This is a genomic window from Shewanella mytili, from assembly GCF_046765975.1.
GTDB classification, from domain to species: Bacteria; Pseudomonadota; Gammaproteobacteria; order Enterobacterales; family Shewanellaceae; genus Shewanella; species Shewanella mytili.
The window spans coordinates 45,775-66,988 of record NZ_JBKOUD010000001.1; the positions used below are offsets into that span (position 1 = coordinate 45,775).

General features: G+C 54.9%; 17 protein-coding genes. 9 read left to right on the top strand and 8 right to left on the bottom strand.

Features of this window, described 5'->3' with window-relative positions; translation table 11 throughout:
* Positions 1-55 precede the first annotated feature (55 nt).
* The gene (radA, locus tag ACIDEJ_RS00195; RefSeq protein WP_411986076.1) at positions 56-1,417 is read left to right on the top strand and encodes a DNA repair protein RadA; all 1,362 of its coding nucleotides are present in this window, start codon (positions 56-58) and stop codon (positions 1,415-1,417) included.
* 16 nt (positions 1,418-1,433) lie between these two features.
* Here the strand turns inward: radA and ACIDEJ_RS00200 are convergent, their stop codons facing one another.
* A complete protein-coding gene (locus tag ACIDEJ_RS00200; RefSeq protein ID WP_411986077.1) occupies positions 1,434-1,802 on the bottom strand; it encodes a PilZ domain-containing protein in 369 nt (122 codons plus the stop codon).
* Positions 1,803-2,132: 330 nt separating this feature from the next.
* Between ACIDEJ_RS00200 and ACIDEJ_RS00205 the strand changes: the two genes are divergently transcribed.
* The gene (locus ACIDEJ_RS00205; protein ID WP_411986078.1) at positions 2,133-3,485 is read left to right on the top strand and encodes an NCS2 family permease; all 1,353 of its coding nucleotides are present in this window, start codon (positions 2,133-2,135) and stop codon (positions 3,483-3,485) included.
* A 162-nt stretch (positions 3,486-3,647) separates the two neighbouring features.
* Here ACIDEJ_RS00205 and ACIDEJ_RS00210 read toward each other — a convergent pair whose 3' ends face one another.
* Together ACIDEJ_RS00210 and ACIDEJ_RS00215 are read right to left on the bottom strand one after the other, a co-directional pair.
* Entirely contained in the window at positions 3,648-4,148 is a 501-nt protein-coding gene (locus ACIDEJ_RS00210) for a GspH/FimT family pseudopilin (RefSeq protein WP_411986079.1), read from the bottom strand.
* A gap of 131 nt (positions 4,149-4,279) precedes the next feature.
* Positions 4,280-4,795, bottom strand: a complete 516-nt coding sequence (locus ACIDEJ_RS00215) for a GspH/FimT family pseudopilin (RefSeq protein ID WP_411986080.1) — start codon at positions 4,793-4,795, stop codon at positions 4,280-4,282.
* 219 nt (positions 4,796-5,014) lie between these two features.
* Here ACIDEJ_RS00215 and ACIDEJ_RS00220 point away from each other — a divergent pair, with 219 nt between their 5' ends.
* Positions 5,015-5,353 carry a P-II family nitrogen regulator gene (locus ACIDEJ_RS00220; RefSeq protein ID WP_411986081.1) on the top strand — a complete coding sequence of 113 codons (339 nt, stop codon included), beginning with the start codon at positions 5,015-5,017 and terminating at the stop codon, positions 5,351-5,353.
* Positions 5,354-5,489: 136 nt separating this feature from the next.
* On the opposite strand, the gene ACIDEJ_RS00225 is transcribed toward ACIDEJ_RS00220, so the two are convergent.
* The 5 genes from ACIDEJ_RS00225 to yiaY form a co-directional block, all read right to left on the bottom strand.
* Positions 5,490-5,669, bottom strand: coding sequence for a small highly charged protein (locus ACIDEJ_RS00225; RefSeq protein WP_411986082.1), 180 nt, complete (start codon positions 5,667-5,669; stop codon positions 5,490-5,492).
* A 145-nt stretch (positions 5,670-5,814) separates the two neighbouring features.
* Positions 5,815-7,095, bottom strand: coding sequence for an RsmB/NOP family class I SAM-dependent RNA methyltransferase (locus tag ACIDEJ_RS00230; protein WP_411986083.1), 1,281 nt, complete (start codon positions 7,093-7,095; stop codon positions 5,815-5,817).
* 68 nt (positions 7,096-7,163) lie between these two features.
* Entirely contained in the window at positions 7,164-7,835 is a 672-nt protein-coding gene (locus ACIDEJ_RS00235) for a DUF2461 domain-containing protein (RefSeq protein WP_411986084.1), read from the bottom strand.
* A 55-nt stretch (positions 7,836-7,890) separates the two neighbouring features.
* A complete protein-coding gene (locus ACIDEJ_RS00240) occupies positions 7,891-8,118 on the bottom strand; it encodes a hypothetical protein (RefSeq protein WP_411986085.1) in 228 nt (75 codons plus the stop codon).
* Positions 8,119-8,233: 115 nt separating this feature from the next.
* Positions 8,234-9,382 carry an L-threonine dehydrogenase gene (gene yiaY / locus ACIDEJ_RS00245; RefSeq protein WP_411986086.1) on the bottom strand — a complete coding sequence of 383 codons (1,149 nt, stop codon included), beginning with the start codon at positions 9,380-9,382 and terminating at the stop codon, positions 8,234-8,236.
* A 334-nt stretch (positions 9,383-9,716) separates the two neighbouring features.
* On the opposite strand from yiaY, the gene ACIDEJ_RS00250 reads away from it, so the two are divergent.
* The 6 genes from ACIDEJ_RS00250 (at position 9,717) to glgC (ending at position 21,202) form a co-directional block, all read left to right on the top strand.
* Positions 9,717-10,205: a MarR family winged helix-turn-helix transcriptional regulator gene (locus ACIDEJ_RS00250; RefSeq protein ID WP_411986087.1), complete on the top strand. Its 489-nt coding sequence runs from the start codon at positions 9,717-9,719 to the stop codon at positions 10,203-10,205.
* 446 nt (positions 10,206-10,651) lie between these two features.
* Positions 10,652-12,847, top strand: a complete 2,196-nt coding sequence (gene malQ / locus ACIDEJ_RS00255; RefSeq protein WP_411986088.1) for a 4-alpha-glucanotransferase — start codon at positions 10,652-10,654, stop codon at positions 12,845-12,847.
* Between the two features lie 83 nt (positions 12,848-12,930).
* Positions 12,931-15,126: a 1,4-alpha-glucan branching protein GlgB gene (gene glgB / locus ACIDEJ_RS00260; RefSeq protein ID WP_411986554.1), complete on the top strand. Its 2,196-nt coding sequence runs from the start codon at positions 12,931-12,933 to the stop codon at positions 15,124-15,126.
* Positions 15,045-17,360, top strand: a complete 2,316-nt coding sequence (gene glgX, locus ACIDEJ_RS00265) for a glycogen debranching protein GlgX (protein ID WP_411986089.1) — start codon at positions 15,045-15,047, stop codon at positions 17,358-17,360. Before glgB ends, glgX begins: the two co-directional genes overlap by 82 nt.
* Positions 17,361-17,388: 28 nt before the next feature.
* Positions 17,389-19,902, top strand: coding sequence for a glycogen/starch/alpha-glucan phosphorylase (locus ACIDEJ_RS00270; protein WP_411986090.1), 2,514 nt, complete (start codon positions 17,389-17,391; stop codon positions 19,900-19,902).
* Positions 19,903-19,933: 31 nt separating this feature from the next.
* Positions 19,934-21,202 (top strand): glucose-1-phosphate adenylyltransferase, encoded by a 1,269-nt coding sequence (gene glgC / locus ACIDEJ_RS00275; protein ID WP_411986091.1) that lies wholly within the window; start codon positions 19,934-19,936, stop codon positions 21,200-21,202.
* Positions 21,203-21,214 lie beyond the last annotated feature (12 nt).

Below are 21,214 nucleotides of genomic sequence, written 5' to 3' on the forward strand. Positions count from 1 at the left end.
AATGGGCAGTTATTTTATCCATTTTTGTCAATATTATTCCAATATTCCATTCATTATGGCGAAAAATAAAACAGCTTATGTCTGCAGCGAATGCGGTCAGGATTTTCCCCGATGGCAGGGACAGTGTAGTGCCTGTCATGAGTGGAATACCATCACCGAGGTGCGATTAGGTGCGGCCACCCCTGCCCGCAGCGGTTTTAGCGGTTATGCCGGTGCGGGCAGCAGTGAAGTTAAAACCCTGGATCAAATCGATCTTAACGAGGTGCCGCGGATCTCCAGCGGTTTTGCCGAGTTTGACCGGGTGCTGGGCGGCGGGATAGTGGCCGGCAGTGCCATTCTCATTGGCGGCCATCCCGGTGCGGGTAAAAGTACCTTGTTGCTGCAAACCTTGTGTCAATTGGCTGAAACCCTGCCTGCGCTTTACGTAACGGGCGAGGAATCGTTGCAGCAGGTGGCCATGCGAGCCAAGCGCCTGATGTTGCCCACCGGCAAGTTGAAAATGCTGTCGGAAACCAATGTGGACACCATTTGCGATGTGGCGTTAAAAGAGCAACCCAAAATCATCGTGATTGACTCCATCCAGGTGATGCATATCAGTGATGTGCAGTCATCTCCCGGTAGTGTGGCTCAGGTGCGGGAGTCCGCCGCCTTTCTGACCCGTTTTGCCAAACAGAACAATATCGCCATCATCATGGTGGGCCACGTCACCAAAGACGGCAGTCTGGCAGGCCCCAAGGTGCTGGAGCACTGCATTGACTGCTCGGTGATGTTTGAAGGCGACAGTGACAGCCGTTATCGCACGTTGCGCTCCCATAAAAACCGTTTTGGTGCCATTAACGAGTTGGGGGTGTTTGCCATGACCGAGCGGGGGTTGCGGGAGGTGGCCAACCCGTCTGCCATCTTTTTGTCTCGTGCCGATGAGGCGGCCTCCGGCTCGTTGGTGATGGTGGTGTGGGAAGGCACCCGGCCGCTGCTGGTGGAGCTGCAGGTGCTGGTGGATCATTCCGCCTTGTCCAATCCCAGGCGGGTGGCGGTGGGCATGGACAGCAATCGCCTGGCCATGTTGCTGGCGGTGATGCACCGTCATGGCGGATTGCAGATGGCGGATCAAGACGTTTTCGTTAACGTGGTAGGCGGCGTGAAAGTCACCGAAACCAGTGCGGATTTAACCTTGTTGCTGGCCATGTTATCCAGTTTTCGCGGTGAAGTGCTGCCTCGGGATTTGGTGGTGTTTGGCGAGGTGGGGTTATCAGGTGAAATCCGGCCGGTGCCCAATGGGCAAGAGCGCTTGGTGGAAGCGGCCAAGCACGGGTTTCGCCGGGCCATTGTACCCATTGCCAACGCCCCCAAAAAAGCGCCTCAGGGAATGGAGGTAATTGGCGTAAGCAAGCTGAGCGAAGCGCTGGAGTCGTTATAAAGAAGGGGGGTAGGCATCAAGCATTTTGATCGTGCTGCATGATGAACTGATCCAGCTCCCGGTGCAGTTGTGAGCTGTCACCCGTGTTCAGCTCCAGCAAGCGGCGCAGATGGGTGATGCTGTCCACGTCTATCATGGCGCACTTCAGGCCCAGATGATTGTTTTTGTGGTACACGGGCTGGGCTTGCATGCTCATTTCAATATCGGTTCCCGGCAGGCAGAAACTCAAGACAAGCAACGCTGGCACCTCAATGTGGTCAGGAAAGCGTACCATCGCGCCATTCAGACACAAATCCAGCAACTGGGTATCCCATACCTCATCGGGGGTGCTTAACTGGGCTGGCGTCTCAAACAGCACGCGCGAAAATTTTCGCTGTTCTTTCATCTGTGGTCTGTTGTATTTGCTATATGCCTAAATTGTAGACAGATTGTATTCGATTAGCACCTGTCTTGTCCGTTTTACATTCCGTTTAGTGGATCAAGGCCATTTTGTTTTAAAACACCTTGCACGATAAAGCAGTTTCTACGGCAGTTGCCTGTTACTGCACAGTTCTTGAAAAGCTTATCGCGGTTGTAGCGGAATTGTTTTATGATCGCGCGTCAAATATCCGCGCTAGGGGCTTGCGGGGCAACTTGTGGTGTGTTGCAGCGCCAGCCCGGCGGGGTGTTCCGTACCCTATTTTTAGAACAAGTTTGTAGAACAAGGTAACTTCCTATGCAGTCATCTAACGCTGAAAATACTGTGGCAGCGTCACGGTTAGAGCGATATTTCGGGATCCGGGAGCGCGGCAGCAGTGTCCGTCGCGAACTCATTGCCGGTTTAACCACTTTCCTGGCCATGGTGTATTCCGTGATTGTGGTGCCCTCCATGTTGGGCAAAGCCGGATTTGATCCAGGCGCCGTATTTATTGCCACCTGTTTAATTGCCGCCTTTGGCTCGCTGCTGATGGGCTTGTGGGCCAATCTGCCCATGGCCATTGGTTGTGCCATCTCGCTGACCGCATTTACGGCATTCAGCCTGGTGCTGGGGCAAAACATGTCCATTCCGGTGACCCTGGGCGCGATTTTCCTGATGGGGGTAATTTTTACCCTGGTGAGCGTTACCGGCGTGCGCCAATGGGTGCTGACCAATCTGCCCCGTGGCATTGCCCATGGTACCGGGATTGGTATCGGTCTGTTTTTGCTGTTGATTGCGGCCAATAACGTCAGTTTGATTGTGGGCAACACCAGCGGCGGTTTGCCCGTGAAGTTGGGTGATGTGAACAGCCTGCCGGTGATTGCCTCCGTAGTGGGGCTGGCGGCCACCATCGGGCTGGAAAAACGGCGGGTGCCTGGCGGCATTTTGCTGGTGATTGTGGCCTTGTCAGTGTTTGGCCTGATTTTTGACCCGGCGGTTAAATTCAGCGGCTTTTTTGCCCTGCCGGATCTGACTTCTGAGCACAGCCTTTTTGGCCAACTGGATATCATGGGCGCGTTGAACCCCGTGGTATTGCCCATTGTGCTGGCATTGGTCATGACCGCCATTTTCGATGCCACCGGCACCATTCGCGCCGTGGCAGGACAGGCCAATCTGCTGGATGAAAATGACAATATCATCAATGGCGGCAAGGCACTGACCGCCGACTCTGTCAGCAGCATCTTTGCAGGCTTGGTGGGCGGCGCTCCGGCAGCGGTCTACATTGAGTCCGCAGCGGGCACGGCAGCGGGCGGTAAAACCGGCCTTAGCGCCACGCTGGTGGGCGTATTGTTCTTGTTGCTGATATTCTTGGCACCACTGTCTTATCTGGTGCCCGCTTACGCCACTGCACCGGCATTGATGTATGTGGGTTTGCTGATGCTGTCCAATGTCACCAAACTGGACTTCAATGATAAAGTGGATGCCATGGCAGGGCTTACCTGTGCGGTATTCATCGTGCTTTCCAGCAACATTGTAACCGGTATCATGTTGGGCTTTGCCACGCTGGTGATTGGCCGTATCTGTAGCGGCGAATGGCGTAAAATCAAACCCGGCGTATTGATTATTGCCATAGGTCTGGTGGTGTTTTACATGGGTGGCTGGGCCATCTAATCAACCATCGTCCGTATGGATGACAAAACGGGAATGGCTGCCAGGCACCATTCCCGTTTTTTGTGTTTTGCGTATGTCACTTCATGGGGGATTGTTCGGCCATGACGCTTTGGCAGGGGGCGTTACCTTTTGGCAGCGGCATATGCCATGGCCAGGAACCGGTTAGCTGCAGCCGAGTCCATCAGCGGCATATTTTATCATCCCCGCGCTGCTGACTTTGACACTGCGCGACTCATCGGTTTTGCCGTTGGGGCAATAAATGAAGGTGGTTTCTCCGCTACTGATGCCGTCAGCGCGGAAAGAAACTGTACTGCCTTTTACCTTGTCGCTGCTGTTAAAGCCTTCCACCACTTTCAGTATCTTGTTTTTTGTTGTGCTATCTACGGCATACACCAGCAACCCCTTTTGCCAGTCGGTGCCGCACACGCCGTAACCGTCAGCATCGGTTTTCTCGTAGGCACAGACAAATACCGTCATGCCGTAACTGATTGCCTGATTACGGGCAAAGGCCAGTGATTGCTCTATGCGGCTGATTTCCGAGCGGCCCCGGTAACCGTCATACAGGGATTTCAGTGACGGAACCCCAACCGATAACAAAATGGCTGCCACGGCGATGGTGACCATCAGTTCCACCAGTGTAAAACCGCGATGTTGACTTGCCATGTGATGCCCTGTTGAACCTGTTAGATCTCCAAGTATAGGGGCTTTGCCACCTGAATGGCAGAGGGGCTGGTCAAATAGCTTTATCACGTAGACATAGCCAAACCTGTTGTAAGGGGGATGTCATGATGTCATTAGCCGGGACAGTTGATCCCCGCGTTGCTGCGACGGGTTCTGCCCGCTTGGTTGACGATGAGGGCCTGGCCATTATCCGCAAGGTTGTCAGGACAATAGCTCAAGGTGCCGTTACTGCCGGTAGCCAAACCGTCCTGCATAAAGCGGATGGCTTTACGGTTGTAAAAAATGCCGTCCTCGCGGTGAAAGGTGCCGGATTCTTGCAACAGCGGCTCTGAGCTGTCCCGTATCCTGTCATCATTATTATCGATAAACGCGCTGATGCCCGCTTGCCAGTCGCTATCCAAACAGCTGTTGTTTTCAAGGCGGCATACCACTACCCGTGTTCGGTAATTGATGGCCTGATTGCGGGCCAAGGCGATGAATTGCTGCAATTGGCGCATGGCGGCATCGGTACGGTATTGGCGCTGCAGTTCTGTGAGGGAGGGAATGGCTACCCCCAGTAAAATGGTGAGTACCAGTAGGGCGACAATCGTTTCTACCAGCGTAAAACCAGATACATTTGTGGGTCTCATGGGTCCGTCCTTTGTGAGAGAGATAATGCTCCTTGCCATCTCCACAGGCGGCAGGCCGCGACGGCCACTTGCCACCTGTTGTATTATTTTTAGTCAATATTTGGCGCTCCTGCAGCTTTGCGGGTCATAAATGTTGCCTGAAACCTCTGGTTTCATGGCCATGCGCCGCATGATAAGCTAGCCCGAAAACATGGTGTTTAGGTCGTGAAGGAGTGCCTGATGAAAAAAGTGGAAGCCATAATCAAGCCGTTTAAACTCGATGATGTCCGTGAGGCATTGGCCGAGATCGGCATTACAGGGATGACGGTACTGGAGGTGAAGGGCTTTGGGCGCCAGAAGGGGCATACCGAGCTGTACCGGGGGGCCGAATACATGGTGGATTTTCTGCCTAAAGTGAAAATCGAGCTGGTGATCCAGGAAGAACTGCTGGAGCAGGCATTGGACGTGATTGTGGACGTGGCCCGCACCGGCAAAATCGGTGACGGCAAGATTTTTGTCACCGATGTGGAACGGGTGATCCGCATCCGCACAGGGGAAGAAAACGAAGAGGCGGTTTAAGCCGTAGTGATGTAACGTTGCAATGACGTAAAAATGAAGGGCGGTAATTTCCGCCCTTCATTTTGACATTATAAAATTCGGTGAATGATCTGTTGCCTTGGCACCATGGCCGACATTGATAGGTGAAGATGCAGCATTATTCCCAGTTGTTTTCCCCGTAGGTATCCCCTCGCGAATAATGCTCGGTTTCCGGCGATTCATCATAGTAACGGCGTTTGGTATCGCGACGGCGCTGCTTGACGCGTTTACTTCGCTGTTTGTTTAGCGGCTCCCCCCATTGGGAGTCATCATCATCAAATTCGTGTTGGCGTGACATGGTCCTGTTCCAGAAATATGTGCATAACGACGCACTGTTTCTTTTTACCGAAAGGCTCTGCCAAGCTAAAGCGAAAAATTTAATGTGTGTTGGTCAAAATAATTGAACAAGCGCCCGGATAAATGGCGGCGCTTGCCCTTGTGCATCACGCCATGCGTAGCATGCGCACCACAAACATGCCGTCAGTGTCGGCCTCATGAGGCCAGATGGTGAGATAGCGGGTATCGGCACCGGTGAACGGGTGCTGCACTACCTGTAACTGAAACTGGGGATTGCTTGCCAAAAAGGCGTCCACCACGGCGCGATTTTCAGCATCTGCCAGTGAGCATGTGGCATATAGCAGTACCCCGCCAGCTTTTACGGCAGCACTGGCCTGTTGCAAAATGGCCAACTGCAGCGATGGCTTGTCGGTGATGGCGCTTTCTTCATCAAGCCAGCGCATGTCAGGGTTACGCCGCCAGGTGCCGGTGCAGCTGCAAGGGGCGTCAACCAGCACACCATCAAAAGCATCCTGCGCTACCGGTAAAGTGCCAGCTTGCCACAACATGGGAACAATGACGTCAGCATGGCTGCGCATGGCACGCTTTTGCAACTCTTTCAGGGCATTGGGCCGAATGTCTGAAGCACTAATCCGCCCCTGGTTTGCCATCATTGCTGCCAATTGCAGGCTTTTGCCTCCGGCGCCGCAGCAGGCATCCCACCACTGCTCTCCCGCCTTGGGGGCGCAGATATGCCCTATCACTTGTGAGGCCAGATCCTGTACTTCAATGTTGCCCTCTTTATACAGCGCCACTTCATTGAGGTTGATGCTCTGGTGACCCAGGCTGATGGCATCAACCACATGGGATGACGGGCTCACCGCATAACCGGCCTGCTCCAGTGCGCATCTTGCAGTGGCCGCGCTTTGATGCTGCACTCGCAGCCATAAAGGCGGCCGGCGGCAAAAGCTCTGTAACAAGGCTTGTAACCCCGCGTCATCAAGTGCTGGCAGGTGGGTTAAAAACCAGTCTGGCACCAGTTCGCTGGGGGCAAATTCAGTACCGGAAAACCACAGTTGCAGCAACTCTGCCGCCTCTGTCAGGTCTTTCCAGGGAGCGGCGCTATGGGGCAGCAAGCCGCCACGCAGTTGCCATGCCTGCTGTATGGGCTGCCAGCTATGCTGCTCTAGCAAGCCACAGGCCGCCAGTTGCCGGAACCAGCGCTGCTCTTCATTGGTGGCCGGCAGTTTTTGCAGCCAGCCATGCCAGCGGAACAACGCAAACAGGGTTTCACGAATGATCCTGCGATCGCGCCCGCCGTGTTTTTTGTTAAGCCGGAAATAACTGGCCAGTACCCGGTCGGCACTTTGGCGGTTCTGGCAAATGTCGGTGAACAGTTGGCGGATGGTGTTGGCGTAGCTTTCGGCGTATTTTTCTGCAGGTGTCATGATGCGATAACAATGAAGAACAACAGCCTGCAAGTGTACCAGAAGCCGGGGGCTGGCGCGTCAGTTTGTTAGTAGTCCAGCGCCAGCGCAAAACATAAATAAGCCATCAGTTGCTGGGTGTGCTGCCAACTTTGGGCACAATACTCACAAAAATCGTCAGCGGTTACCTGCGCTGGCGTAAGGGCTTTAACGGCAATGAAATCCTTGCGTTTTAATTCGTCGATGAGGGGGTGCTGCTTGTCGTAGCCTTTTGGCGGCCGTTGCAGGCTGTCACCATCCAGATAAAAGCCGCCAGCACCAAGTGCCGCCACGGCTTTTTGATAACTGCGGGGATTTTCATCCATGCACTGGCGGATTTGACTCAGCTGCGCCGAGGCGGGATGCCAGATGCCCGCTGCCAGAAAACAGCCATCATTGGCCAGATGCAGGTAAAGTCCGGGAGCGTGTACGTCCTTGCCCTGAAAATGGCGAAACTGAATGCCCACATTGGTTTTATACGGGGTTTTATCATGGCTGAAACGGGCATCCCGCTGTGGTCGCATCAGGCTGCCACCGATTTTTTTGGAAACGGCGGTCAATCGTGGCGAAAGCGCTGCAATATGGGGCTGCATGTGGCTGATGAACTGCAGTGCTGGCGTGCGGACCTGGGCTTCATATTGCTGCTGGTGGGCCTTGAACCAGGTGCGATCATTGTGCAGGTGCAACGCGTCTAGAAAATCAAAACAGTCTTGGGTGAACATGAATGTTGCTTCTCCTTTGCCGCGCCTTTTGCATTACGGGTCTGTATGTGGGGTATTAGCACCCCGGCAGTGAGGCTTCCAGTTCAATGTCGGTACAGCCTTTGGCGCAGCGGATGTAACCTGTGGTATCGCTGTGGGCGCTGGGCAGCTGTGCCTGTAATGCCTGGCCGCAGTGGCGGCAGGTGATGGTTTTGCCTGCCAGCAACTGCTTGATCAGCCGTTTCTGTTCGTGGAAGGCATTGGCGCTGCGGCGGTTTATGTCAGCAAAATTTTCAGGATTCATCGGCAGTTATGCATGGCGGCAAGATGCAACGATTATAATCTGCATCCCTTTGGCGCTTCAATGGCAATAAAAAGCCCTGCACGATGGCAGGGCTTTTCGTCATTGGCTCAAGCCATTACATGGCGTTTTTGAAGATCTGGCAGATTTCTTCGTGAGAAGCCTGTTTCGGGTTGGTCAGGCCGCAAGCATCCTGCAGCGCGTTGGTGGCCAGTACCGGAATGTCTTCGGCTTTCACGCCGATGGTAGTCAGGTTTGCCGGAATGTTCACATCGGCAGCCAGCTGTTTGATGGCGTCAATGGCAGCCTGGGCACCCTGTTCATCGTTCATGGCGCTAACATCCACCCCAAGGGCCTTGGCTACGTCTTTCAGGCGAGGCGCGGCTACCTGGGCATTGTATTCCTGTACAAATGGCAGCAGCAGCGCGTTGCACACACCGTGTGGCAGGTCGTAGAAACCGCCCAGCTGGTGCGCCATGGCATGTACATAACCCAGGCTTGCGTTGTTAAAGGCCATACCGGCCAGGAATTCGGCATATGCCATCTGCTCACGGGCTTCCATGTTGTCGCCGTGGGCAACTGCGGTGCGCAGGTTATCACGGATAAGCTCCATGGCTTTTACCGCGCAGGCATCGGTAATCGGGGTGGCAGCGGTGGATACATAGGCTTCAACCGCATGAGTCAGGGCATCCATCCCGGTGGCAGCTGTCAAACCTTTGGGTTTTTTCAGCATCAGCTCAGGGTCGTTAACGGACAAAATGGGGGTGACATGCTTGTCAACAATGGCCATTTTGATGTGACGTTCTTCATCGGTAATGATGCAGAAACGGGTCATTTCACTGGCGGTACCGGCAGTGGTGTTGATGGAAATCAGTGGCAATTGCGGTTTGGCAGAACGATCCAGACCTTCGTAATCACTGATGGAACCACCGTTAGAGGCTACCAGGGCAATCCCTTTGGCACAGTCGTGTGGTGAACCGCCACCTAAGGAGATAACGCAGTCACACTGGTTTTCACGCAAGAGTTTCAGCCCGGCTTCAACGTTGGAAACGGTAGGGTTGGGGTGCACGCCGTCGTAAACGGTAACAGATAAACCAACTTGTCCCAGTTTTTCAGCAATCGAACCCACAATTCCAATACTTACCAACGGCTTGTCAGTGACGATCAGCGCATGTTTGAAACCAAGACTTTTGATATCGTTGATAGCGTCATCTACGGCGCCTTGACCCAGTACGTTGACTGACGGGATAAAGAATTTCGCAGCCATTAGTACACCTCCTAGTGTTATTTGGGCGATGAGATCCATAAGCTGTATTAACACAAGAAAAATCTAATGTAAACCGAAATAAGCTTACGAACCAGATAAATAAGTAAAAATGCGATATAGTCCCCTTGTGTTTATTTGATAACTTTGCTAGGGAAAAGTAAAGTGATAAATCGTTTCTTGGGGTGATCTGCAGCACATGTGCTCAGTATTTGAGCGGCTATCCTGAAAATAAAACCTGCCATGGAATTTCCTGCCCCAAAGGGTGCTATTTGTTATGATGAGCGCCACCTTGAATAACCCGTGCCTGTAATGGGCCGATACAGATGGAACCGACATGGAAAAATATGAACAGTTGCTGATTTCCCTTAGAAAAATCATTCGGGCCATCGACATGCACTCCAAACAGCTCAGTAAGCACTCCGGGCTGACGGGCCCCCAATTGATAGTGATGCAGAAAATCGCTGCGCTGGGCATGCCGCTGGCAAAGCAGGTGGCGGCGGAAATCAATTTGAGTCCGGCCACGGTGACCACCATTGTGGACCGGTTGGAAGCCAAGGGCTTGGTGATCCGCCAGCGCAGTACGGAAGACAAGCGCAAGGTGCACCTGTTGCTGAGTGATGCCGGGCATACCTTGTTGTTATCGGCGCCCAAACCGCTGCAGGAGCACTTCATTACCCGCTACCAGCAACTGGAAGACTGGGAGCAAAGCCAGTTGTTATCCGCGGTGGAGCGCATTGCCAACATGATGGATGCAGAAAAACTGGATGCGGCCCCCATGTTGCTGGTGGGACAGATTTTGCCTCATGAAGATAAACAGGGTTAAGTGATTGTTTGGCATTTACCGCGATGCTGACAGCGTTTTCTTGATGACTCACAGGCCCCCAGACCGTTAGTGCTTGTGGTTCTTTGTCTTTAACGGCTTTTTGCCCTTGTCCCGTTGCTTGGCATCTGCCCAGGCTGCAATACCCATACCCCGTTAAACGAATATCGCTTTCACTATTGGCGGGCGTGCATCATTGCACTTGTTTGGTGAGCTATTGCACATTTTTACGGCAAAAGCTACTCTGTGGCAGCTACAGTCATAACTGTTTTAGTAAATGATGATTTGTCACTTGACTGTAATAGTTATTTGATTTTAAACGTGTTAAATCATGCTTTATACAGTTTTCGCAGAACCTCAGACCGCAGACATCTTTCTGTGATTTTTCTCTGGCATGGTAACTGCTCAATAATTGACTACTGGCCGGACGACAAACAGGGAGTGCGTCGATGGATCTGGAGAAGTTGCTGTATCTGCAAGGCGTAGGAAATGGGTTTGTGGATTGCGACGGGCAGCACCACACCACACCTGCAGCTGATCGTCTATCCATTTTGCAGGCCATGTGCCATGGCGAGCTGGCTCCGCTCGATGATACTGCTTTTGCCGTTTGGTCCGAGCAACGCATAGACCTGCTCGATGCCCGCCCCTGGCGCACACTGTTGCTGCCATTTCAATGGTGTTACACCGACACGCCCAAACTCCGTTTTCGCTGCCCCCAGACTTTTGACGGTGAGTTGCAACTGCAACTCGTGACCGAGTCCGGCAGCAGCATTGCATTGCGCTTTTTCGTGAGTGACTTGCCGGTTACCGGCGATTACTACACCCATGAACAGCTGTATCTGGAGCGTGAACTGGCGCTGAGCGATCGGTTGTCAGCCGACCAGTTGTCTGCCCTGGTGCCCGGGTATCACAGCGTTTCGCTCTCGGTGACGGGCGCAGATGCCGCCTTGGGTGATCTGCCAGCAACGGCTCAGGGCATGTGGTTGCTGGCGCCAAGGCGCAGTTACGGCGCCGGACTCCCCGGGCAGTTACCCCATAAACCATGGGGAGTTAGCGTGCAGTTATTTGCCTTGTGGTCCGAGACGGACTGCGCTGCGCATCGCAGTGGCATTCCGGCAACGGTAGGCGATTTTGCCGATTTGGCGGCATTCATTCGGCTGATGGCCGCCAAAGGTGCCGATTTCATTCAGCTCAACCCTTTGCATGCATTGCCGTTACACCATCCGGAGGCGGCAAGCCCATATAGTCCTTACGATCGTCGCCGGTTGCATCCGTTGTATATCAGCGTGGCACTGTGCCCCGAGTCCAGCGAGCCCCAGTGGCAGGCCGCTTTACCTAAAAAACAGCCCGCGAATGATAATGGCAGTGAATGGATTGACTATCCGGCGGCGTTCAAGGTGAAAGTGGGGCAGCTAAAGGCATTGTTTAACGTGTTTAAAGGCTATGCCCCGCAACATCCCCGCCAGCAGGCATATGCGCGATTTGTCAGTGAACAGGGGGCGGCGTTGCAGTTTTATGCCCATCTGCAGGCTCAGGATGCCGTATCTCCCTGGCTGAAAAATCCGGCATTTTATCTCTATTTGCAGTTTGTGGCCGAGGAGCAACTGGCCCAGTGTCAGGCGTTGACACAAACCTGTGGCATGAGCATTGGCCTGGTGCGGGATCTGGCCGTGGGTGCCATAGGCGAAGGCGCCGAGGTGCAACAGCATCCCCAGCAGTTTTGTGCCCGTGCCAGCATTGGGGCACCGCCGGACCCATTCGCTCCCCAGGGGCAAAACTGGGGGTTGACCCCGCTGGATCCCGTGGGATTACGGCAAGCCAATTTTGGCCATTTTATTGAACTGCTACGCGCCAACATGCAGCACTGCGGTGCATTGCGGATTGATCACATGATGGGGCTGTTCCGGCTGTGGTGGTGGCCGCAAGGCGCTGATGACAGCGCGCCGGGCGGCACCTATGTTTATTATCCCTTTGATTGCCTCATGGCCATTTTATTGCTGGAAAGCCAGCGGGCCGGCTGTATGGTGATTGGCGAAGATTTGGGCTTGGTGCCCACCGAAATCATTGAACCCATGCAGCAGGGCGGGATTTTCTCCAATGAATTGTTTTATTTTTGCCTGGATGAAACCCGCTATCCCCAGTTTGCCGGTTTCAAAGCACCTGGAGAGTACAAGCCCCATGCACTGATGATGCTGGCAAACCACGATGTGCCCACCATGCATGCCTGGTGGCAAGGCAAGGATTTGCAGCAACGCTATCAGCTGGGGTTATATCAACCGGATGAGCTGCAACAGGCCTTGGCACTGCGCCAGCAGAAAAAACACGGCTTGCTGCGCTGGCTGTATGAATACAGCGGACAGTCGCTCCCCGTAACGGCAGATTTTGCCACCTTGCTGCCGCTATGGGCCGCCACTGTGGCCTCGGGCAACAGTGAGCTTTACAGTCTGGCGCTGGCAGATCTGCTGGCGGAAGAAACGGCCATCAACATTCCCGGTACCAGTACGGAATATCCCAATTGGCGGCGACGCTATTCGCACTCGCTGCAACAGCTGGCACAACATCCCCTCTTGCGGCAAACCCTACATGGGGTGCAGCACATGAGACGGCACAACATCCATCAACTTACGGGAGAAAACCGCCAATGAAACAGCAGTTATCCGTCAAATCCGCTCCACATGCTGTCGCGGCAATGTCCACTCAGGATATTGGGCAGGATATTTGCGGCGATATGACGGTATGCCAGGCTTTGGCCAAGGGCAGTTTTGGTGACGCTTTCAGCTGGCTGGGAATGCATCAGATTGCCATACAGCATAAAGCGGCATTAGTGGTGCGGGCCGTACTCCCCGGTGCTCTGGCAGTGTGGGTGGTTGACCGTAAAAAGGGGAACACCGTGGCCCAGCTGCATCCTGTTGCCGGCGCTGAGCCGCTGTTTGCCGGCCGGATTGGGCGGCGGGTAAAGCCGTTTGCCTATCAGCTCAAGGTGCGCTATCCCGATGCTGAGTTGCTGCTTGATGACCCTTATGCTTGCCCGTCACAGCTGGATGAACGGGATACTTACCTGTTTTGTGAAGGACGCCAGCAACAGGCCTGGCAGTTTCTGGGCGCCAACTGGCGCGAATGTGACGGCATGACCGGCGTGCTGTTTTGCGTATGGGCGCCCAATGCCCGCGCAGTATCGGTGGTGGGGGATTTCAATTACTGGGATGGCTGCCGCCACAGCATGCGTTTTCATCCCGGCTCCGGCATCTGGGAAATCTTCATTCCCGGGTTGCAGGGCGGGGAACACTACAAATACGCCATTCAGACCATGAATGGCGACTGGCAGCATAAAGCCGACCCTTGCGCCAGAGCCATGGAGCCGCCACCGCACAATGCCTCACGGGTACCGTTTGATGAACAATGGTCATGGCGCGATGCCAACTGGATGCAGGCGAGGGTGCAGCAGCCATGGCACAAGTCCCCCATGAGCATTTACGAGGTGCATCTTGGCTCTTGGCGCCGGCAGGGAGCCGATGGCCGGGATTACCTCAGCTATGATGCACTTATTGCCCAGCTCGTGCCTTACGTGCAGGAGATGGGCTTTACCCATGTGGAGCTGATGCCCTTGAGCGAATACCCCTTTGATGGCTCCTGGGGTTACCAGCCGGTGGGATTGTATGCACCGACCTATCGTTTTGGCAGTGCCGCTGGGCTTAAATCGCTGGTGGATGCGTTTCATCAGGCAGGCATTGGCGTGCTGCTTGACTGGGTGCCGGCACATTTTCCCAAAGATCCCCACGGACTGGCCCGTTTTGACGGTACCTGTTTGTACGAACATGAAGATCCGCGCCGGGGCAGCCATCCCGACTGGGACACGCTTATCTATAACTACGGCCGTAAAGAGGTGCAGAGCTTCTTGTTGAGTAACGCCTGTTACTGGCTGCAGGAGTTTCATATTGACGGGCTGCGCCTTGATGCGGTGTCGTCCATGCTGTATCTGGATTACAGCCGCCAACCCGGTGAGTGGGTGCCCAACCAATATGGCGGCCGGGAGAATCTGGACGCCATTGCCTTGTTGCAGGAAATCAATACCCGGCTTTATTCCCGCTATCCCGGCATTGTGATGATTGCCGAAGAGTCCACCGCCTGGGACGGGGTCAGCCGGGAGGTAGGCCATGGCGGGCTGGGATTCGGCTTCAAATGGAACATGGGATGGATGCACGATACCCTGAGCTACATCAGCCGGGATCCGGTGCACCGCAGTTATCACCATCACGAGATGACATTTTCGCTGGTCTATGCCTATACCGAAGAGTTCATTCTGTCCTTGAGTCATGATGAAGTGGTGCACGGCAAACGGGCGCTGCTGGAGAAAATCCCCGGGGATGACTGGCAGAAATTTGCCACATTGCGGGCCTATTACGGTTTCATGTGGGCCCACCCTGGCAAACAGTTGTTGTTCATGGGCAACGAGTTTGCCCAGCGCCATGAGTGGCAGCACGACTACAGTCTGGATTGGCATCTGCTGCAATATACGCCCCATCAGCAACTGCAGGGCTGGGTGAAAGATCTTAACCAGTGCTATCGCCAGTATCCGGCATTGTGGCAGCGCGATGGTGACAGCAGCGGCTTTTGCTGGCTCGACTGCACCGATGCCGCTGACAGCGTACTGGCATTTTGCCGTTTTGATGATGACGGCAATGTGCTGGTGGCCGTGTGCAATTTCACCCCTGCGGTGCGTGAAGGTTACCGTATCGGTTTGCCCAAGGCCGGGCGTTATGTGGAGCTGCTCAATAGCGACAGCCATTTTTACGGCGGCAGTGATGTGGGGAACGGTGCTGGCGTCAACGCGGAACACGTGCCATGGCAGGGCATGCAATACAGTGCCATGGTCACCTTGCCGCCACTGGCAACGGTGTATTTCCACTGGCAGGGGCGCGTTTGATGCGGATGCTTCCCGGGCAACCCTATCCACTTGGCAGCCATGTGGTCAGAGATGCTGACAGCCGCCTTTTAGGCGTGAATTTTGCGCTGTTTTCTGCCCATGCCACCCAAGTGGAACTGTGCGTTTTCAGTGGTGAAACCGGCGGCCACTGGCGGGAAGTCGCACGTTATCCATTGCCTTTGCAGCGCCAGCAAATCTGGTGCGGTTTCCTTGAAGGCGCCGCGCCCGGCCTGTGTTACGGCTATCGGGTGGATGGCCCTTATCAGCCCCATCTGGGGCACAGGTTCAATCCGGCCAAGTTATTGCTTGACCCTTATAGCCGCTGGCATGCAGGTACCTTGGAGCCTGGCCCTTGGCATCTGGGTTACGCCCGGGTGGACAGTGCCGGCCGCCCTCTGGATGATGAATGCCAGCTGGAGTTGCCGGAAATCGCCCATGAAAGCATGCGCAAAGTCAGTGCCGATGGTGGCATTGGCGATGATACCCAGGCCAATGGTTGTGATAACGCCTGGGCCATGCCGCGATCGGTGGTGGTGGAAGACCAGGCCTTTTTTGGCAAACGGCTCACGCCGCGGCCATTAAGCCATGAAGTGATTTATGAGATGCATCTCAAGGGCTTCAGTGCCGGTTTGCCGGGGCTGGATAAATCCCTTCGGGGAACCTTTGCCGGCCTTGGCAGCGATATCGCCATCAATTATCTCAAATCCTTAGGGATCACCTGCGTGGAGCTACTGCCGGTGCACAGCTTCTTTTCCGAGCCTTTTCTCACCGATAAAGGCATGGGAAATTACTGGGGCTACAACAGCATCGGTTTTTTTGCGCCCCATGGCGCTTATTGCGCCACTGCCGATGGCATCAACGAATTCAAGCAGATGGTGGATGCACTGCACCGTAACGGCATTCGGATATTGCTGGATGTGGTGTACAACCACACCGCCGAGGGCAGCCGCATGGGGCCCCAATACAGTTTCCGGGGGATTGATAACGCCAGTTATTACCGTTTGCACCCTAACGACAAACGTTTTTACATCAACGACAGTGGCTGTGGCAATTGCCTTAACATTTGCCATCCACGGGTGTTGCAACTGGTGATGGACTCCTTGCGCTATTGGGTGTCGGTCATGGGGGTGGACGGTTTCCGTTTCGATTTGGCCAGTTGCCTGGGGCGTGAGCCACAAGGGTTTGACCGGGGCAGCGGCTTTTTTGACGCCCTGATGCAAGACCCGGTCCTGAGCAATGTGATCCTGATTGCCGAGCCTTGGGATATCGGCCCCGGCGGTTATCAGTTGGGGCAATTCCCGCTGGTGTTTTCCGAATGGAACGACCGCTACCGGGATACGGTACGCCGCTTTTGGCGGGGCGATCACGGCATGTTGCCGGAACTGGCAAAACGGCTGCACGGCTCCGGCGATTTATTTGAGCATTCCGGGCGCGGGCCTTGCAGCACTGTCAATTTCATCAGCAGCCACGACGGTTTCACCCTGCGGGATCTGGTGAGCTACCAGTGGCGCCATAACGAAGCAAATGGCGAAGACAACCGGGACGGTCACCGGGAAAATTTCAGCAGCAACTACGGCATAGAAGGGGAGACGGACAACCCCAAGATTATGGCAATCAGGGCGCGCCAGTGCCGCAATATCATGGCAACACTGTTGCTGTCCCAGGGGGTGCCCATGCTGCTGGCCGGTGATGAGCAGGGCAATACCCAGCAGGGCAATAACAACGGGTACTGTCAGGATAACCCTTTGGGATGGATGGACTGGCGCGATGATGACGACAGCCGTGCCTTGCAGCAATTTTGCCGGCGCCTGCTGGATATCCGCCGTGAGTTTTCCATCTTTCGCTGCCCGGTTTACATTCATACCGACGATCCTGCCGCGCCCCATGCCCTTGGCTGGTTTGATGCCCAAGGGGAAATCATGAGCCGGCTGCACTGGGGGGAAGGCCAGTGCCGCAGTTTGCAGATGCTGCTGAAAAGCGAGCAAACAGAAGTGCCCTCCGGACAGGCGCCACAGCCTGAAATGCTGCTGCTGATGTTGCATGCCGGTGAGGAAAACCATGTGTTTACCGTACCGCAAATTCCCCAGGTGCGTGGCTGGCAGCCGTTGCTCACCAGTGTGTCGGCTACCGGCGCCCCTACAGAAACCACTTTGAAAACCCCAGGCCAGCAGTTGCTGTTGCCATCCCGCAGCCTGTTGCTGTTAAAAGCGCGGTTACAGAGTGGCAACCGTTGATGTGTGTTGTACCTGCCAAGGAGGAAGCATGACCGATACCCCGAAAACGCCAACCCGCCGCGCTAAAAAGCCGGCGGCCGGGCGTCAGAAAAAACCGGCGGTTGCTGCCGAGACGGCGCAAACCGCGGCGATGTCCCATGATTCGTTAACAGCGGCCTTTGCCCGGCAACTGCGTTATGACCTGTGCTGGGATGATCAAAACGAAGAGGCCATGTTTGATGCACTGGCCTTGAGCGTTAAAGAGCAGCTGTTGGATAACTGGCGCAACACCCGCAAACAGGACTTGCAGCAAGGGAAAAAACATGTGGCTTATCTGTCACTGGAATTCCTCATGGGGCGCACCTTGGGAAACGCCTTGCTGAATATGCAGCTGACACAGGAATGCCGCCAGTTACTGCAGGAATATGCCGTTAGCCTGGAAACCCTGGAGCAGCAGGAACACGATGCGGGGCTTGGCAATGGCGGGTTGGGAAGGCTGGCGGCCTGTTTCCTGGACAGCTGCGCCACACTGGATTTGAACGTGACAGGGTATGGCATCCGTTACGAGTACGGCATGTTTTTGCAAAAAATTGTCGATGGCTATCAGGTGGAACAGCCTGACCGCTGGCTGCGGGACGGCAATCCCTGGGAGGTGCGGGTGCCCCAGCACAATGTCACCGTGCAGTTCTTTGGTCATACCCAAAGCTATGTGGACAGCAAGGGCCGCCGTCACATGTTGTGGTGTGACACCCAGGACGTGATGGCCGTGGCTTATGATGTGCCCATTCCCGGTTATGGCAATGGCCGGGTCAACACCCTGCGGTTGTGGAAGGCGGAAGCCACTAACGAGTTCGATCTGGCAGAATTCAACCAGGGGGATTATACCGAGGCGGTGGCGGCCAAAAACCAGGCGGAACAGATCACCATGGTGCTCTATCCCAATGACAGCAGCGAAAACGGCAAGGAGCTGCGGTTGCGCCAGCAGTATTTTCTGTCATCCGCCAGCTTGCAAGACCTGCTGCGGCAATGGGTGCAGCAGCATGGCATGGATTTTAGCGAGTTTCCCCGCTACAACGCCATCCAGCTGAACGATACCCATCCGGCCATTGCGGTGCCAGAGCTCATGCGCTTGCTGGTGGACGTGTATGAACTGGAGTGGGATGCCGCCTGGCATATCGTCAGCAATTGCATGGCCTACACCAACCATACCCTGTTGCCCGAAGCGCTGGAGCGGTGGCCGGTGCGCATGCTGGCACACATGCTGCCACGGATTTTGGACATCATTTATGAAATCAATGCCCGTTATCTGGACGAGGTGGCCCATCGCTGGCCCGGCGACGTGGCCAAACTGCGGCAGATGTCCATTATCGAAGAAGGCGACGAGCCGGCTGTTCGCATGGCGTATCTGGCCATTGTGGCCAGTTATTCGGTCAATGGGGTGGCCGCCTTGCACACCCAGTTGCTGACCACGGGCTTGTTTCGTGATTTTCATGAGTTATGGCCGGCAAAATTCAATAACCGCACCAATGGCGTCACTCCCCGCCGTTGGCTGGCCTATTGCAACCCGCGTTTGACGGCGCTTATCAGCAGCCGTTTGGGGGATGGCTGGATTACCGAGCTCGGGCGGTTGTCGGCACTTAATGCCTTGAGCACTGATGCCGATTTTTGTCGTGAGTGGCGGCAGGTGAAACAACTTAACAAACAGGCGCTGGCCCAACTGGTGCAAGAGCGCTGCCACGTGGAGTTTTCGCCCGAGATGCTGTTTGATGTACAGGTGAAGCGCATCCATGAATACAAACGGCAATTGCTGAACATTTTGCATGTCATCCACCTGTACCAGCGCATTTTGAGTGGCGACACCCACGGCATGCAGCCCCGCTGCGTGCTGATTGGCGGCAAAGCGGCTCCCGGGTATGCCATGGCCAAGCTCATCATCAAACTGGCCAATAATGTGGCCCATATGATCAATGGCGATAGCCGCGCCAAGCCCTGGCTGCGCCTGGCCTTTTTACCGGACTATAACGTCAGCGCCATGGAAACCATCTGCCCCGGCACCGATTTGTCTGAGCAGATTTCCACCGCCGGTAAAGAAGCCTCCGGTACCGGCAACATGAAATTCATGATGAACGGCGCCCTGACACTGGGCACGCTTGATGGCGCCAACATCGAAATGCTGGAGGAGGTGGGCGAAGACAATTTCTTCCTGTTCGGCCTCAATGCCCCAGCGGTGGATGAGCTGCGCATGCACTACCGCCCATGGGAATACATTGCCGCTTCAGAAGCGTTGAGCGGGGTGATGTCCCTGCTGAAAAGCGGCTACTTCAACCTGCAGGAGCCGGACATTTTCGCCCCCATTGTGGCGGCCATTGAGTCTCCGTCCGATCCCTGGATGCTGGCGGCGGATTTTGAATCATTGCGCCTGGCACAACTGGAAGTGGCCAAAGCCTATCAGGACCCTCAACGCTGGACCACCATGAGCATTCATAACACTGCCGCCAGCGGCCGTTTTTCCAGCGATGAGACCATTGCCGGTTACCGTGATCATATTTGGCATTGCCGTTAATGCACTTTGACTAGTGGGAGAGACAGAGGATATGTCCAATTCGAGTTTACGTTTTATCAGTAACCTGACCCGTGATACCTATGCCCTGATCCTGGCTGGGGGCCGGGGCAGCCGTTTACATGAGCTTACCGACTGGCGTGCCAAACCCGCACTGTATTTCGGTGGCAAATTCCGCATCATCGATTTTCCGTTGTCCAACTGCATCAACTCCGGCATTCGCCGGGTGGGCGTGGTGACCCAATACAAGTCCCACTCCCTTATCCGCCATATCATGCGGGGTTGGGGCCATTTCAAGAAAGAGCTGGGGGAGTCGGTTGAGATCCTGCCCGCATCCCAGCGTTATTCCGACAACTGGTATCAGGGCACGGCGGATGCGGTATTCCAGAATATCGACATTATCCGCCATGAACTGCCAAGGTTCGTGATGGTGCTGTCCGGGGATCATGTCTATCGCATGGATTATGCCGGGCTGTTGGCGGCCCATGCCGAATCCGGCGCCGACATGACCGTGTCCTGCATGGAAGTGCCCGTGGCCGAAGCGGCCAATGCTTTCGGAGTGATGGAAGTGGACACCAGCAACCGCATCTTGGGGTTTGAAGAAAAACCCGCCCACCCCAAATCCCTGCCGGATAATCCGGGCGTGTGCCTGGCCTCCATGGGCAACTATGTGTTCAATACCGACTTTTTGTTTGAACAGCTAAAACGGGACGCCCAGAATGCCGAGTCGCAACGGGATTTCGGCAAGGACATTATTCCCTCCATCATTGAAAACCACCGGGTTTATGCTTATCCGTTTCGTGGCTCGTTCCCCAATGAGCCGGCCTATTGGCGCGATGTGGGCACGTTGGACTCCTTCTGGATGGCCAATATGGAGCTGTTGTCTCCCACACCGGCATTGAACCTGTATGATGCCAAATGGCCCATCTGGACTTATCAGGAGCAGTTGCCCCCTGCCAAGTTCGTGTTTGATGATGACGGCCGGCGCGGCATGGCGGTGGATTCAGTGGTGTCCAGTGGCTGCATCATTTCCGGAGCCACGGTGCGTCATTGCGTGCTGTTTAACGAGGTACGGGTCTGCTCCTATTCGCTGGTGGAAGACTCGGTGATTTTGCCGGATGTGGTCGTGCTGCGTAACTGCCGTATTCGTAAGGCGATTATTGATCGTGGCTGCATTATTCCTGAAGGAATGGAGATAGGTTATAACCATGATCATGACCGGGCCAAGGGCTTTAGGGTCTCGTCAGATGGCGTTGTGCTGGTGACCCGGGACATGCTGGGTTTGCCTGTGGGCTACGAGTAACAAAACAACAAG

Bases quoted from the DNA above. Each gene is read 5' to 3' on its own strand.
- radA (WP_411986076.1), top strand. From the start codon at position 56: ATGGCGAAAAATAAAACAGCTTATGTCTGCAGCGAATGCGGTCAGGAT.
- ACIDEJ_RS00200 (WP_411986077.1), bottom strand. From the start codon at position 1,802: ATGAAAGAACAGCGAAAATTTTCGCGCGTGCTGTTTGAGACGCCAGCC.
- ACIDEJ_RS00205 (WP_411986078.1), top strand. From the start codon at position 2,133: ATGCAGTCATCTAACGCTGAAAATACTGTGGCAGCGTCACGGTTAGAG.
- ACIDEJ_RS00210 (WP_411986079.1), bottom strand. From the start codon at position 4,148: ATGGCAAGTCAACATCGCGGTTTTACACTGGTGGAACTGATGGTCACC.
- ACIDEJ_RS00215 (WP_411986080.1), bottom strand. From the start codon at position 4,795: ATGAGACCCACAAATGTATCTGGTTTTACGCTGGTAGAAACGATTGTC.
- ACIDEJ_RS00220 (WP_411986081.1), top strand. From the start codon at position 5,015: ATGAAAAAAGTGGAAGCCATAATCAAGCCGTTTAAACTCGATGATGTC.
- ACIDEJ_RS00225 (WP_411986082.1), bottom strand. From the start codon at position 5,669: ATGTCACGCCAACACGAATTTGATGATGATGACTCCCAATGGGGGGAG.
- ACIDEJ_RS00230 (WP_411986083.1), bottom strand. From the start codon at position 7,095: ATGACACCTGCAGAAAAATACGCCGAAAGCTACGCCAACACCATCCGC.
- ACIDEJ_RS00235 (WP_411986084.1), bottom strand. From the start codon at position 7,835: ATGTTCACCCAAGACTGTTTTGATTTTCTAGACGCGTTGCACCTGCAC.
- ACIDEJ_RS00240 (WP_411986085.1), bottom strand. From the start codon at position 8,118: ATGAATCCTGAAAATTTTGCTGACATAAACCGCCGCAGCGCCAATGCC.
- yiaY (WP_411986086.1), bottom strand. From the start codon at position 9,382: ATGGCTGCGAAATTCTTTATCCCGTCAGTCAACGTACTGGGTCAAGGC.
- ACIDEJ_RS00250 (WP_411986087.1), top strand. From the start codon at position 9,717: ATGGAAAAATATGAACAGTTGCTGATTTCCCTTAGAAAAATCATTCGG.
- malQ (WP_411986088.1), top strand. From the start codon at position 10,652: ATGGATCTGGAGAAGTTGCTGTATCTGCAAGGCGTAGGAAATGGGTTT.
- glgB (WP_411986554.1), top strand. From the start codon at position 12,931: ATGACGGTATGCCAGGCTTTGGCCAAGGGCAGTTTTGGTGACGCTTTC.
- glgX (WP_411986089.1), top strand. From the start codon at position 15,045: ATGGCAGGGCATGCAATACAGTGCCATGGTCACCTTGCCGCCACTGGC.
- ACIDEJ_RS00270 (WP_411986090.1), top strand. From the start codon at position 17,389: ATGACCGATACCCCGAAAACGCCAACCCGCCGCGCTAAAAAGCCGGCG.
- glgC (WP_411986091.1), top strand. From the start codon at position 19,934: ATGTCCAATTCGAGTTTACGTTTTATCAGTAACCTGACCCGTGATACC.